This is a genomic window from Shewanella sp. NKUCC05_KAH (assembly GCF_019345585.1).
In the GTDB taxonomy this organism is placed as follows: domain Bacteria; phylum Pseudomonadota; class Gammaproteobacteria; order Enterobacterales; family Shewanellaceae; genus Shewanella; species Shewanella oncorhynchi.
The window spans coordinates 1-13,060 of the sequence record NZ_JAHKQZ010000024.1; the positions used below are offsets into that span (position 1 = coordinate 1).

16 protein-coding genes and 1 pseudogene are annotated in these 13,060 nt (G+C 43.8%); 2 read left to right on the plus strand and 15 right to left on the minus strand.

What is annotated here, in order from left to right; genetic code table 11:
* Window positions 1–562: 562 nt before the first annotated feature.
* The 12 genes and pseudogenes from KO533_RS18955 to KO533_RS19010 all read right to left on the minus strand — a co-directional run bounded on the left by KO533_RS18955 (window position 563) and on the right by KO533_RS19010 (window position 8,716).
* Window positions 563–784, minus strand: coding sequence for a hypothetical protein (locus tag KO533_RS18955; RefSeq protein WP_219255643.1), 222 nt, complete (start codon window positions 782–784; stop codon window positions 563–565).
* Between the two features lie 30 nt (window positions 785–814).
* Window positions 815–1,303, minus strand: a complete 489-nt coding sequence (locus KO533_RS18960; protein ID WP_219255645.1) for a hypothetical protein — start codon at window positions 1,301–1,303, stop codon at window positions 815–817.
* 1 nt (window position 1,304) lies between these two features.
* Window positions 1,305–1,760 (minus strand): type II toxin-antitoxin system HicB family antitoxin, encoded by a 456-nt coding sequence (locus KO533_RS18965; protein ID WP_219255647.1) that lies wholly within the window; start codon window positions 1,758–1,760, stop codon window positions 1,305–1,307.
* 124 nt (window positions 1,761–1,884) lie between these two features.
* Window positions 1,885–3,759, minus strand: a complete 1,875-nt coding sequence (locus KO533_RS18970) for a ParB/RepB/Spo0J family partition protein (RefSeq protein ID WP_219255649.1) — start codon at window positions 3,757–3,759, stop codon at window positions 1,885–1,887.
* Window positions 3,760–4,150: 391 nt separating this feature from the next.
* Window positions 4,151–4,384: a hypothetical protein gene (locus KO533_RS18975; protein ID WP_173242431.1), complete on the minus strand. Its 234-nt coding sequence runs from the start codon at window positions 4,382–4,384 to the stop codon at window positions 4,151–4,153.
* Between the two features lie 14 nt (window positions 4,385–4,398).
* Entirely contained in the window at window positions 4,399–5,130 is a 732-nt protein-coding gene (locus tag KO533_RS18980; RefSeq protein ID WP_219255651.1) for an endonuclease, read from the minus strand.
* A complete protein-coding gene (locus KO533_RS18985; protein WP_219255653.1) occupies window positions 5,127–5,546 on the minus strand; it encodes a hypothetical protein in 420 nt (139 codons plus the stop codon). Before KO533_RS18985 ends, KO533_RS18980 begins: the two co-directional genes overlap by 4 nt.
* Window positions 5,546–5,764, minus strand: coding sequence for a hypothetical protein (locus KO533_RS18990; protein WP_014615260.1), 219 nt, complete (start codon window positions 5,762–5,764; stop codon window positions 5,546–5,548). Before KO533_RS18990 ends, KO533_RS18985 begins: the two co-directional genes overlap by 1 nt.
* Window positions 5,765–5,936: 172 nt before the next feature.
* Window positions 5,937–6,275 carry a hypothetical protein gene (locus KO533_RS18995; protein WP_219255655.1) on the minus strand — a complete coding sequence of 113 codons (339 nt, stop codon included), beginning with the start codon at window positions 6,273–6,275 and terminating at the stop codon, window positions 5,937–5,939.
* Between the two features lie 346 nt (window positions 6,276–6,621).
* Window positions 6,622–6,792 (minus strand): hypothetical protein, encoded by a 171-nt coding sequence (locus KO533_RS19000; protein ID WP_014615264.1) that lies wholly within the window; start codon window positions 6,790–6,792, stop codon window positions 6,622–6,624.
* A gap of 246 nt (window positions 6,793–7,038) precedes the next feature.
* Window positions 7,039–8,294, minus strand: a pseudogene (locus KO533_RS19005) (Y-family DNA polymerase).
* The gene (locus KO533_RS19010) at window positions 8,282–8,716 is read right to left on the minus strand and encodes a S24 family peptidase (RefSeq protein ID WP_219255657.1); all 435 of its coding nucleotides are present in this window, start codon (window positions 8,714–8,716) and stop codon (window positions 8,282–8,284) included. Before KO533_RS19010 ends, KO533_RS19005 begins: the two are co-directional and overlap by 13 nt.
* 346 nt (window positions 8,717–9,062) lie before the next feature.
* Here KO533_RS19010 and KO533_RS19015 point away from each other — a divergent pair, with 346 nt between their 5' ends.
* Together KO533_RS19015 and KO533_RS19020 are read left to right on the plus strand one after the other, a co-directional pair.
* Window positions 9,063–10,157 carry a hypothetical protein gene (locus tag KO533_RS19015; protein ID WP_219255659.1) on the plus strand — a complete coding sequence of 365 codons (1,095 nt, stop codon included), beginning with the start codon at window positions 9,063–9,065 and terminating at the stop codon, window positions 10,155–10,157.
* On the plus strand, window positions 10,154–10,672 hold the full coding sequence (locus tag KO533_RS19020) for a hypothetical protein (RefSeq protein ID WP_219255661.1): 519 nt from the start codon (window positions 10,154–10,156) through the stop codon (window positions 10,670–10,672). Before KO533_RS19015 ends, KO533_RS19020 begins: the two co-directional genes overlap by 4 nt.
* Before the next feature lie 295 nt (window positions 10,673–10,967).
* Here the strand turns inward: KO533_RS19020 and KO533_RS19025 are convergent, their stop codons facing one another.
* The 3 genes from KO533_RS19025 to KO533_RS19035 all read right to left on the minus strand — a co-directional run bounded on the left by KO533_RS19025 (window position 10,968) and on the right by KO533_RS19035 (window position 12,506).
* Window positions 10,968–11,363 carry a GIY-YIG nuclease family protein gene (locus KO533_RS19025; RefSeq protein WP_219255663.1) on the minus strand — a complete coding sequence of 132 codons (396 nt, stop codon included), beginning with the start codon at window positions 11,361–11,363 and terminating at the stop codon, window positions 10,968–10,970.
* 22 nt (window positions 11,364–11,385) lie between these two features.
* The gene (locus tag KO533_RS19030) at window positions 11,386–11,958 is read right to left on the minus strand and encodes a hypothetical protein (RefSeq protein WP_219255665.1); all 573 of its coding nucleotides are present in this window, start codon (window positions 11,956–11,958) and stop codon (window positions 11,386–11,388) included.
* A gap of 110 nt (window positions 11,959–12,068) precedes the next feature.
* A complete protein-coding gene (locus KO533_RS19035; protein ID WP_219255667.1) occupies window positions 12,069–12,506 on the minus strand; it encodes a hypothetical protein in 438 nt (145 codons plus the stop codon).
* Window positions 12,507–13,060: the final 554 nt, after the last annotated feature.

Genomic DNA, 13,060 nt, shown 5'->3' on the forward strand with positions numbered 1-13,060 from the left:
GGTGAGCGACAGATAAGACGGAAGCGTAAACGAAAGGGATAGCACCAGGAGCGGCCATGATGCCGAATGAAACGACCAGCTTAGCCACACTTGCCGCGCAGTGAGTAGGACAGTGCTTGGCGGTTTTGCTGTTTGCTTTGATGTTGCGTTAGGGATTGGCAAGCAGGAACTGAGGACCACGGCAAGCTTGCTTGCCATCAGTGGGCCCAGTTATCGCGGGGAGCGAAGCGAAAAGCCCGACCGGAGGGAACGCCCAAGTTCATCAGTGGTATTTAGATGACATAGCGCGACAGCAGCCAATAGACACTCAGAATGGATAGATTGCCCGCCGAGGCACGTTTCAAAGCATACCAAGGGGTATTGTCAGATAAACGGAAAAGGGCGGCGCAGCCGCCGCTTGTTTCGCGTTTTGAGGGGAACTAACAGGGAATAGTGACTATCGGCGGCCAATAAAAACGAGCCTGAATGCGGCTGCGCCGAAATAAAGGGCAGAAATGGCAATGAACAGCCAACAAATCACCAAGAGTAAATTATTCAATAGAGCCATCAACATGTCGCTCGCTTATTTTATCAATTCAAATACTTTGCGGTTAGCAGCGGTTTTGGTGTTATCAGTCAACGGCCAAATTTCCCAAGGAGAATCGACGCCTGTTCGACTCCTTAGAAAGTCATCTCCCTTGCGCCATTGAAATTCTTCATAATCAATACACCACTCAAACACTTCACCCTGTTTGACGGACTTGAGATCACTTATCTTCACAATCTCTATCGCACGTTGAGACATGCCTAATCCTCCTTGTCGTTATCGCAACACTCACATTTCTTCATCTTCCCACTCGATGAGGCGGTATTTTTGAAACTCTGGATGCACTTTAAGCTGCTCGTGAACATCAGTGGGAATATGAAAATTCAACTCCCCCGCTTCAATCAAATACTTCAAACACGCTAAGCCCTCATGCTCAAGCCCTGACTCATCAATCACCCGCTGCACTTGGTTTGCTTGGCATCGATACCGCGCACCCGCGACAACGACATTCACCGCGCCAGAGGGCATAAAAATCATCGTCACTGGATAGTGATGGCCACCAAACAGATTCACAAAGGAAAAACTGGCCCGATTGGGTTGGCGCGTACAACTCACGATATTGTTGATTGGCATGATAACGCCCTCACTGTGTTGCACTGGAATAATGTGGATCGGTTCATCGGCTTGTACGGCTTGCTCATAGGCCGCGACAACCTCGGGATTGTCCATAAGCTGCGCTTTCACCTCTGAAAATGGAATACCGGTTACTTTGCCCATATCAATCTCCCACTTTTGAACACGATCTTACTGAGTCTGCGCTGTTCATTAACTTATCGGCCGCCTTGGCTAAGAAGTCCGAACGGTCTTTGAACTCGCGATGAAACGCCACAAAGCTATCGATACGTACAATCTGCGATTCTGACAATGTGATATTGAGGCGTTTTTGTTTGGCTTTAAGCGCCTCTAGTGGCACCTCTAAGGCCAGCCATTGGTCGAACTTGGGATGCAATGCCTGATAGTCGCGATAACCTTCATTCAAGCTATCGACTAAATGACCATCGTTGATCACTTCCTCGGCCATTAATAAAATGGCTTTCTTAGCCTTAAACAAGATTTCTTCTTGGCTATCCGCCGCCGAAAAACAGCCATAGCCTAATTTTTCAAACACGGGGATAACGATACCAAACGCCTGCGTTTCATCAGCAGGGCTTTCGATCCCGACCATAAATAGCATTGTAAAACCTCTGCGTTAACCGTTGAACCATTATACACACGCATACACACAACTCAATTTATTTAGTTAATTTTTGCTCAGATTTACCCTGAATTAACAGGGTAAATCTGCATCAGTATGCGGCTTAAAATCCAGCGGGCATCAACGCATCAAAGTAGGCTTTTTGTGCATCATCGAGCCCTTTTCGCTCCCCGTTCACTAAGCTATCAACCTGATTTGCTAAATCCTTTTTCTTGAGTGCGGCGGCTTGTAATGCCCACTGCTCCCCCATGACAGGCTGAGCCATATCAATTAAACAAGACAAGCTCACGCGCTTAAAGAAGGTTTCCGCCGTAGGTCGCCAGTAGTTAGACCATTTCACATCGAGCGTGGATATCACGGCCTCAACCGCTTGATGACTATTATCAATTGACGCCTCGAACATGGAAGCCGTGGCGTAAGCCACCTGCTTTTCTTTCTCTTTTACATCGAGGGCGCAAAAAGCGTTAAAGCGATCAGCGACCGTTGGCAGACCAACCCACGCTAAATTTAGGCTGGCTTTTACACCCTCGATTAACTGCACCGCTTTGTTATCCGTGAGCGCTCCCGTTTTAGGATGACAAGTGGTGTCGTTAACGCTGATATGCAGTGGACGGCTGCCATAACGTGAGTCAGTGAACGCGCTTACACAGACAGAGAAATGCAGCGTATCAAGCGCAACGCTTGGCGCACTCATTAACGCATGTTTCGTGATAATCAAACGCTGCGCCCGTAAGTCGTCATTGAGCGCAGCGGAATAACCGCTTGCGTCCTTATCTTCCATTTTTTTCACGTCACCTACGTTGAGTGGGTCTAATTGCACACTGGCTTGTAATTGTGCCAGTGCCTTTTTATCATCCTTATGCACTAACCCAATATAGATACTGACAGGCTCACCATAACTTTTTAACACGAGCAAACACCCCGCTAGCGCCATTTCAGCGGGATCATACTCCCCTTCTTTTAAGGTAAGACGTCCAAACCCTGCAAGTTCATCGTATTCAGATACGAGCTTATAATCTGCCCATTTCCAGCCTTGCATAACCAGTTTTGCCCCTTCTAACTCCAATTTTGCAATCGCTAATGATTCGAGCAACGCTTTATCATCAAGATAGACTTCATCACTGAACAAGTCTGAGGTCACAACCCCGCCCGCTTTTTCGTATTCGTCTTGACCTACAAACTGAGCCAAATAGTGATCTGCACTCACAGCGGCGTCTTTAAGCATATTGCGGAATTGGTTTTCGTTGTAACGTCTATCGCCTGCCAGCTCCCACACTTCGACTTGTTTTTCGATACTGGCAATCGTGAATATCATCACGACATCAAGCGACACGTTCCCCGCTTTGTACGCATCGAGCACAACAGGGGCGACCATGCTTAACTTCATGCGCTGCTGCACGAATTTCGCTGTTACGCCAAACCGCGCCGCAACATCAGCAATGCTAGCGCCCTGATTCACCATGTCAGCAAAAGCGTGAAATTCATCGACTGGGTGCATCTTGGCGCGCGTGAAGTTTTCAGTCATTGATAGCTCGGTGGCATAGTTGGCCACTTCTTCGGCTGTCAGCAACTTAACAGGCACAAGCGTTTTCGGTTTCAGCTTATTATTTTTAACGGCTTTAATGAGCTGTCTCAGTCTACGGCCACCGCCCAACACAGGGTATAAGCCTTGCGCGTTCATGGGCTCAACGATCAGATTTTGTAAAATGCCATGCGCCAAAATGGAGGCATACAACTGTTCATCGTCAGCCTTTGACGCATTTTCTTTACGCACGTTCTTCTCAGACAACACCAACTGGTTAATCTGCAATTGCAGTAACACTGGCTTTGCTGTTGAAGCCAATGCCACCACAGCGTTAGCCGCTGTTGCCGATTTTTGAGCAATATCGGGCTTGTGAGAGCCTGCTTGAGTCTTTGGGCTGGCAGGTAAAGTGGTGGCTTTAGTGTGAGTTGCTTGCGCTTGAATTGAGTTTGTCATTGCTTGTTTTCCTGTCGTTTAAATATCGTTCTCGTCTTCGCCTAACTTCCTGACTCATTTCACGTTCTGACAGACAAGGGCGCGCAGCGGCGAAGCCTCCCTTGGCGGGCAGGTTGTGAAATGAGACAGATAAGAAGTGACAGCGCAGACGTGAACGGTATTGACAGGGAAACGATGACAAGCGATAGAGAAGTGCACGCTTACTCACACTTTAGCCGGCAATGAACCGGACAGTGCTTGTGACGTTGATGTTTGCTTTGGTTTGGGACTTGGTGGTTGCGTTAGGGATTGGCAAGCAGGAACGTAGAGCCACGGCAAGCTTGCTTGCCATTAGTGGATCACGTTATCGCGGGGAGCGAAGCGAAAAGCCCGACCGAAGGGGACGCCCAGTTTAAGACCAATCTCCGGTGAGCTGTTTTACTTCGGTTTCACGAAGACAAAACGCCGTATTAATCGACGTTAGATTATCAAACTTCTCACGTTGAGTGAGCGCAGGATCTTGCTCAATTTTTCGTTCAGCGCCGGTCACTTGGATTAATAGCGTATCGAGATTTTTACTGGCTTTAAATTTACGAAACCAATGTAAATCTAACTCTGTCAGGGTGTTTCTATTAATATAATTCATAGCTTCTCGTATATTTACCAAATATTGGCTTGCTGACAGCGACTTTTGACGATCTCATTATCATTGAGCTGAATGGCGGCAATTTTTTTAGCCCGCTGACACTCTTGGACATTCACCGGATATTGCTTATCCCACGCACTCATAAGCTGGCGCTGCGACTTACTCATAGAATATTTAGGATAACTTTGGTCCATATACAGATAGGACCGAGCAATGCGCCCTCTAGCGGCTTCGGGAGGCTGAGCTTTGCTGCCATCAATGCGCATATCACAGGCACCAAAATCAGATTTAGCCGACGGTAACAGGGCAAAATTGTAATTACTGCGCAGCGCGTTCACAGCGCCAATGGCCGGAAACAGATTGTGCATATCCGCTTGCATGTATCGATACTCAATATTCATCTTCTCGGCACACTTGCGGCCCTTGAACGACTTACCTTTGCTATCGACACATTGCCCATGGCCATCACGCCACTCAGTAAATGCTTTGCCAAAATTTTCGGCGGGAACAACGTGTTCCCATTCGATTTTTTTAGCGCGCGCTAAATGCGTTTTAGTAGTAAATCCTGGCGGAGAGATTACCTGCCCTTTTGCGTCAAATGCAGCACCGCAATAGAGGGTTTCACGATGATCTTGATAGACCGATAACAGCTGTTTTTTAGCCTGATTAAACGACTGATTGGTCGTATTGGAAGCAACAGCAAAAAGAGGAAATACCGCAATGATAGAAATTAAGAACCGATTCAAATATCTTTCCTTTTTTCAAGCAAATCACAATATTCACTACATCGTAAATCGAGGTCAATAATGCGATTAGGCCAAATCTTCTTCAACTTAATCCAGAAACCTAAACCATTATGGATAACATGAACGGGTTGTATCATTTCAGAAGAGTTAACCACCAACCACCTCACCATAGCAGTGCCATTTTTTATCCCTGTAGTGGATGCCCTAATATCATGAACCAATAATAGATTATCCTCTTTCCATAATTCAGTTTTAACTGAACCGATACATTTTGAATTAGAGAAAAAACGGTAATGAATAGTCGGGCCTTTGTGGTCAGGAAGATAACCTTGAATCTCTTCTGAAACCCTATCTATAGTAGGAATTGATATCTTCGGTTTTCTTCTTAAGAAATTAGAAATTGGTGATTTTTCCATCAGTCATTTAAGGTTTCACGGATGAATGTTCGACCTTCACAAAACCACTTTCTCGCCTCGTCATGATTACCTAAATCAATGGCAGCAATTACATGTCCAAGACCTGAAATGACAGCCTCTTTTGATACTATCCCATTTTTATAATCTTCTAGAATTGCACCAATAAAATGGTCCATTTGGTCATGGTCTTGGTTCGTCAGTTTATCTCTATTTTTCATGATCTTTTACCTACTTAAGCTTAGGGACTGTATTTTGTTTTTAATGACTTGGTTCAGGTGTGAAGATGTGAACATAATTACGTTCTGTGTAATTTCCGGTGAGGGCTGTTTCTCAAGCGAAAAAGCCCCAACAACGATGCAAGGGCTATAGCAATTTACAGGAAAATGTCAATTAAAACATATCTCGATTATATTTTGAGTTATTTGTACAACGAATAAAAGCATCATAGTAACTGGTTAAGTTAGAGTTTTTTTCGTATAGCACTTTAGCTCTATCTTTTGCAGGTACAGTATCATCATCCCAGTGGCGATTGATTTCACCACTTAACAAGCCAGGCTTATAGTCAGGACTAAGCTCATCAAAATGTAGGTGGCTTCGGCCTATGTATAAGGCTGTGATAAATGCTGACTGGTCTGCATCTGGATATTTAGTTAGAAACACTTGAGCGGCAGTTTCAGATACAAAGGGGATATGGGGCTTAATCGCGCAGATTAGTGCATCAATGTGCATGTAGTAAATCCTTATTTAAAAGTGGCTTTGTTTAAGTGGCTTAGCATAAGACTATATGGGTACAAATAATGTTATCTCAATGCAGTACGTCAGCTTTCTCATAACATAAAATGGATATGAGAAGCGGCAACCCACTTTCCCCGCATCGATGACAATGAAGTGTAACTATGCAGCAAGCGAAAGCGTAAATTACAGTGTTAAATTGCGTCTATGGCAGGTTTTAATTTCAACGTTGCGGAATGTAGAAACAGCAAATCCGCGCCGGTACCGGCTTAAAATTGGTTAGTATGGGAAACGCACAGGCAGATAAGGCCCCATTCAAGGGGTTTCGGTTTAAATGTTTTATTTATTCGATTTCTCTCAGCGCTCTTTTTATTTCAGTTTCAGCACTATCTAACTCTCTTATCGCTTTACGAATATCATAATCATTTTCTACATTATAAGCGGCTCGTTTAAGACTTCTTTTTGCGTCATCAATTGCACTAGCAGCCTTCTTTAGCTTTACCCTAGCAGACATATTCACTCCGTTGGTCGTATATTATGTATTGATAAGACAACTGATTATTTAACTTTAACCGATATTTTCTATACGTGATATTAGAATAATGCACCCTTTATCATCAATACTCACCTGTTCACAAATGTCTTTTGCATTTGCAGTAACAAAGCTCGGTTCCATCCCTACGCCTACGTAACCGATAATTGCTGTGATCTCAGATTATCGTATTCAATTGCTTTAGAACACTCATTTTAGATTTAAACCTCAGGCTTTTATAATCGGTATGTCTGCCCACTCAGTCGTGTATTTAGGCGACAAAAACTCACGGCGCATGGCCCAATGCTGATCACTCCCCTGTGCTGCAATATACAACACATCGCGGCCATAGCGATTATTCAAACTATCAAATATTTTCATTAAGTTAGGGTCACTCTTTGGCGCATTAAATAAGTCATATTGCACTGACGTTTTAGAGTAAAGCTCAAGCAGGCCTACACCAATCCGATAATAGCGCACACCAGGCGATAAAGGTTTGAAAGCTCCCTGCTAACAGCGGCACACAGTTCGCGGCTGTCATCAGTAGCACAGACAAACTGAACAACTTTTTTAAAATAAACAGGCTGTGGATCATGCGGCGAGTTTGCGGCAAACACGACCATCGTTTTACATAACGAACCTTGTTCACGCGCCTTAGCCGCCGCAATGGAGGCATGTTTGGCTAACGCTTGTTGTAAATGGTCACGGGTAGTTATGCGTTCGCCAAGACTTCGAGTTGAAAAAATTTGCTGCTTATGCGTTTTTGTTTCGTCCCATGTTTTACAGATCTGGCCGTTGAGTTCGCGCACTGTTCGTTCTACTTCAATCGAAAAATGTTGTCGCGCCATTTTCGGCGCAAGCTGAGCCAAATCAAACGCGGTGTTGACGCCAAGTGAACCTAGTTTGGCTGTCAGTTTACGGCCTATCCCCCAAACTTCATCAACTGGCATCAACTTTAAGATTTCAATCCGTAGCGCATCGTTATCGATCACGCAAACGCCTTGATATTGGACCAATTTTTTCGCAGCATGGTTGGCCAACTTAGCCAAGGTTAATGTCTCCCCTACTCCCACGCACACGGGCAAGCGGCATTCACGCCAAACAGCACGACGAATGGCGCTACAATGCAACCAGAGATTAGGAATAGCGACTTGGCACTTTTGAAAAGATACAAATGACTCATCAATACTATAAACATACTGTTCTGGCGCAAAGCGCCCAATCACTTGCATCATTTTTGCAGACAGATCAGCATACAACTCGTAGTTCGATGAAAACACCTGTACATGGTGGCGCCGACATAAATGTTGCTGCTCAAAGTAAGGACCAAACTTTTTCACACCAACCGCCTTGGCCGCTCTATTCGCAGCGACACAGCAGCCGTCATTGTTACTGAGTACAATAGCCGGCTTTCCGCGCAGATCAGGTCTAAACACCAACTGGCAATTGACATAAAACGAGTCGGCATCGATTAATCCGAACATTGCTGACTCAAATACTGATCAAGTAATGTTGAATGCTCATGGATACGAATACTTTTAATGACCACACCATCGACACTGAAAGTGTCGGCTTCATCGATTGCAACGTATGTCATGTTTTGCTGTTGATCGATAGACACTAGCAAACGACGTTTCATATCGAGTAATTTAACAGTAAATTCCCCGTTGTAACTCGCCACCACTAGAGACATGTTCCGGCGCGGTGCCGCTCTATCGATAATTAAAATGTCGCCATCGTATATACCGACACCTTCCATGCTTCGCCCAGCTGTGCGGCCGAACCACGTAGAACTAGGGTGCTCAACAAGGAGTTGATCTAGGCTAAGCGGCAATTCGAGGTAATCTGCAGCAGGTGAAGGGAAGCCGCTTACGCCAGCACTTGCATTGCATGTAATCAATTTCACAAGCTAAAACAACTGTATAAATAATCAGCAATAATAGCAGTAAAAAAAATAAAATCTAAAATTTCGATCCTGCTGCCGGTTCCTGACTTTTTTCGGTGGGTAATCGCCGCGCTCTTTGCGGTGTTATCCACAAAAAATCATGGTTCGGTGGCGAGTTACTTTTCGCTTGAAATGGTAATACGCCTAAAAATGGGTAGTGGGATTTGCAACTGTATGGGTATCAATTAAAGTTTACACTGTCCCTACATATCCTTATCCTTCAAGAGTAGCACTTTTTAGCCTAATAACTTTGAGTTAAACACTGCTTGTGATTCACTATAACCCATAATAAATAAAAGGATCTTTCATGAGCGAAGGGCTGGTTACATTTTTCAAATACAAGTCGTTGGGTTTTGCTCGTCGAGGTGATGATTACTTTGAGCCTTTGAGCATGGATGTAATGCTCGACTCCTTACACAAATGGTTTCAAGACAGAATATCTTTAGAAGATACGCTACTTTGGGATGACCAAACAGTCGGCTACAGTAACCGTAAAAAAGTGTATTTGAAGGCAGTAGAGCGTGATGAGGAATCAGGCGATTACATGCTTATCCTCTGGCGTGCAATTGGTCAGGGAAATGGCGTATACGGCATTAAAGCCGATGCTGGGTTAGAAGACAATAACCTTTATAATGCTGACGATAACGTTGGTGAAGACCGTGTTATTTGGGGTGAAGCCGCTTATTACTGGTTTATTCCATCATTAGATATTTTCGCCTCTATTCGTTTTCCTAACTCTGTTGCTGACACAGAGATTATGAATCGATTCATGCGTGACTATGTAGAGCTACATAGTGACTTCAGGCAAAGAAAAGTCGTAGAGAAAGAATACAAAGGCGGTAAAGGTAAGTATCTGTCTATTTCGTTTGCTCCGATTAAACAAGGCGAGAACGGCAACTTGTGGTTTCAGGCTTATTCTGAACAGTTTAAGAAACCGACTACTAAAGCTGACTTGGAAGAACTAACAGGTAAAATCACACACTTCGTTAAACGTGACGTGATTAGTGCTCAGGTAGTGCAGCAAAGCAGTTGGACTAACTTATTCAAAGATCTACCTTTTATTTCAAGCCAAGTTACGAGAGCCAACCGAAGGGTGGAGGTTAACATTGAGGCTAAGCCGACAGTAAAAGAGCTGAAAGACCTAATTGACCTTTACGAGCGTGAGTACACGGGTACTGATGAGTGGCGAAACATTGGCTTCAAAAAAGAAAATTCTGGAGTTGTTTGGTTAGATAAATTCGTCGTTAAAAGCATTTTAACTATAAACGACTTTGCAGGTAGTGGTCGTGATGACACTGGGCATTACACAACAGAGCGTTTGTTTAAAGCAATGGAGTTTACGCGCGACAAGCTACTGTCAGCGTTTACTGAGGAAGAACAAGAAGAAGCGGTTGGACAATGAAGACCTTAATTTGGCATGTCATTTTAGCTTGCTTAATCGCGTTAGTTAGTTGGCTATTCAAAAGTGACATAACTTACAGCGACGTAACGTCTGTAGTGAGTATTTTGCAAAACGGGTCAGCCATGATTTTTACTATCATGGGAATTTGGATTGCTTACATTTACCCGCAAGCCATGCGTAAGGTTATTCAGCCAAGCTCGTCTGCTATCTTCCCAGAGGAAGACAAAAAACGTGTGCAGCTGTTAGTTGGTGTAGTAGTTATCTCGGCGGTAATACTGGCGATACTGTTGATTGGTATTTCGATGAAACCGTTTCTGGTGAATACAAGCTTGTACCTGAAAGTGCCTGAGCTGTTTTCGTTTGTTGGGCTTTTTGTGTTGCTTTGCCTTGTCTATGCTCAGTTGTTTTGCATTTATAGCGTGATAGCGTCAAACATTAACTTCATAACGGACTTAGCTAATAAAGAAAATGGCCAAAAGCTAGAGAAGAAGCTGAAAAGAACCACTGAAGATTAGTGGTCAAGAAGTGATAAAACCCACCTAGTGCTTTTTTAGATTCTGAAATGAGTAATGCTTTCGAGAGGTATTATGAGCAAAAGACTGGCTCAATCACGGAGCCAGCAAACTCGTAAAGGGGCATAAACGTGCCAGAACTGATCGGCCTGACACGAGTTTGGACAAAGGAGAGTTAGACTTTTAGCTCGAAGTAGTGAGTTTCGAATTAAAATATCTATGAGTTAACGTCCCAATAACTGCCGTAGCTATACTGCGTCCTGTGCCGAAAGCGAGTAGTTAATTGTCTTGTTAAAGATCATTTTCCTACAAAGTTCCATTCTGGCGACAGCAAAGAAACTATGCTGTCTTCGAGTCCTGCAGCCAAATTGAGATGAAACGCACCAAAATGTAAAAGTCCGTGGTCTGGCAAAACATATAGCTCGATTACGGAGCCATTTTGTAAGGCTGATTTAATGTTGTTGTTATTTCGAATATTGGTGCTCTGTGTTGCCGCCGGCTTCCGGTAACCATACATTCTCTTTTTGAGAGGCTGGACTGTTTTGCCAACGTACTTAGGAATGCCGTCAACGACAAAGCTATAGAGAATATTTGAAGATTCAGCCTCCGCCTGAATTTCCAGATCAGGTTCGCCATAGGTTAGCGACCAAACACCTACCTTCCTGAATCCAATGTTAGTTAATTTTCTTAGCATAATTTTGACTTATAACGCCTTGTTATGTGCGTGCTTTAAGTTCACGAACCAAAGCCTCATCACCAGCTTCATGTAGCCACAAACACCAAATTGTAATCGAACCATTATGCTTGCTGTATACAATCCACTCACCAGTTTTGTAGTTGTTCGAGACTGATTCAATTAACGACTGGTACATTGTTTCGATGTCCAAGTCTTGATCTTGTAACTTGGTGCACTTCGCGTGATTAGCCCAGTTTTCAACAATAAATGAAGAATGTCCAAAATGAGTATGCAGGATCTTAAAGCCCACTTGGTCGGATATATTTCTCAATTTACCCCGACCGTTACCGATATCACTGATGCGCTCCAAAACCGACAACACCGAAGTAACGGGAACTGCGACTGCAATGTTTTCAATAACAACATACCCTTGGTGATATAACTGCGATATTTGTTGTTTTAAAAGGTCACTAACCTTACATGTAGGACAATGAAAAGACAGCGCCTCCTCAACCATATGCTCATAATCACCATATAACCAAGTCGACTCTAGAGCTATATCTCTACGAACTTTCACGTCAGTTGAACGGATTATTTGTTCGACTCTAGTCATTACTCCTCCAGATCACATAACGCCAGCGCACAACGGCGCACTTGTAATGGAGGCGCAGCCGCAATGAAAAGGGCGTCCGGCGGCCGCAGGCCGCGAATTGATGCGCCTTGTTAGATTTCTTTTCTTGATGCGACAGCTTTTGGCTTAACCAACTTAAAATAAACAATACTGCCAGCCGCCAGGAGCAAAGGCGGGAATAGCATAACCTTGTACATATGGGTGTAATCAGAAGAAGACATGTAGCCACCGTACGGTTCAAACAACCAAACGAAAACACCAACACATGCAATCCAAAATGCTGGGGCAACGACCAAGGCTCGAGCGGCCGGCGAAGCACTCCAAAATTTTGTTATTAATCTCCCACCGAATGAGTCCGAATCATTACAAAATAAGACCAACAAACGTGACCCTGCGATACCAGACAAAATCGGGATGATAACCATAGCTAAGGCAACTCGGTTTGTTAAGGATGCGATTATTCCGACGAATAAAACTCCAACGAAACCGCCCAGCAAAAAACCTAAAACCCGTAAAATCCAAACTCTCATGTTTACTCCATGAAGAAATCTAACGTCTTAGTATTTATGCGCTGCGCTGTTTAGCACGTTGGACCAGTGAAAAAGCGCACAGTTAACTACCTGTATAAAAAGAACTTATCAGCTTTTTATCAAATACACCATCCGGAAAAACGCGCATGCGCGTTTTCCAAACCTATTAACTAATTTTGGAAAAGTATATACAAATGATTTTAAAGGGTTTTGTTAATTTTAGGCTGGATAAACGCGCAAACTAATGAGTGTAAAACACTCAAAAGCATCTAAATTTAAATACGACTGTATATACCCATACATTGTTAGTCGCTTTACGCTAGGGCCAAACATTAGGTAAATAGATGAGATTTTGTAGGGCAACTCATTCGTCAGTTTTCGATTCACTAAACAAGTGCTAAGAAGCTTTGGGGCAAAAACGTGTTAGCTCAAAGCTAACGCAAAATGACGGTGTTCAGGACGTGAATCAGACTAGGCAAGTCTGATTCACTAACACGATTTTGGACATAAATTGGTTAGAGTCAAAGCTCTTAAAGTGATGAGTCTCATTAGGG

Bases quoted from the DNA above. Each gene is read 5' to 3' on its own strand.
- KO533_RS19030 (WP_219255665.1), bottom strand. From the start codon at position 11,958: ATGACTAGAGTCGAACAAATAATCCGTTCAACTGACGTGAAAGTTCGT.
- KO533_RS19025 (WP_219255663.1), bottom strand. From the start codon at position 11,363: ATGCTAAGAAAATTAACTAACATTGGATTCAGGAAGGTAGGTGTTTGG.
- KO533_RS18990 (WP_014615260.1), bottom strand. From the start codon at position 5,764: ATGAAAAATAGAGATAAACTGACGAACCAAGACCATGACCAAATGGAC.
- KO533_RS18985 (WP_219255653.1), bottom strand. From the start codon at position 5,546: ATGGAAAAATCACCAATTTCTAATTTCTTAAGAAGAAAACCGAAGATA.
- KO533_RS19035 (WP_219255667.1), bottom strand. From the start codon at position 12,506: ATGAGAGTTTGGATTTTACGGGTTTTAGGTTTTTTGCTGGGCGGTTTC.
- KO533_RS18965 (WP_219255647.1), bottom strand. From the start codon at position 1,760: ATGCTATTTATGGTCGGGATCGAAAGCCCTGCTGATGAAACGCAGGCG.
- KO533_RS18975 (WP_173242431.1), bottom strand. From the start codon at position 4,384: ATGAATTATATTAATAGAAACACCCTGACAGAGTTAGATTTACATTGG.
- KO533_RS18970 (WP_219255649.1), bottom strand. From the start codon at position 3,759: ATGACAAACTCAATTCAAGCGCAAGCAACTCACACTAAAGCCACCACT.
- KO533_RS19015 (WP_219255659.1), top strand. From the start codon at position 9,063: ATGAGCGAAGGGCTGGTTACATTTTTCAAATACAAGTCGTTGGGTTTT.
- KO533_RS18995 (WP_219255655.1), bottom strand. From the start codon at position 6,275: ATGCACATTGATGCACTAATCTGCGCGATTAAGCCCCATATCCCCTTT.
- KO533_RS18955 (WP_219255643.1), bottom strand. From the start codon at position 784: ATGTCTCAACGTGCGATAGAGATTGTGAAGATAAGTGATCTCAAGTCC.
- KO533_RS19020 (WP_219255661.1), top strand. From the start codon at position 10,154: ATGAAGACCTTAATTTGGCATGTCATTTTAGCTTGCTTAATCGCGTTA.
- KO533_RS18960 (WP_219255645.1), bottom strand. From the start codon at position 1,303: ATGGGCAAAGTAACCGGTATTCCATTTTCAGAGGTGAAAGCGCAGCTT.
- KO533_RS19000 (WP_014615264.1), bottom strand. From the start codon at position 6,792: ATGTCTGCTAGGGTAAAGCTAAAGAAGGCTGCTAGTGCAATTGATGAC.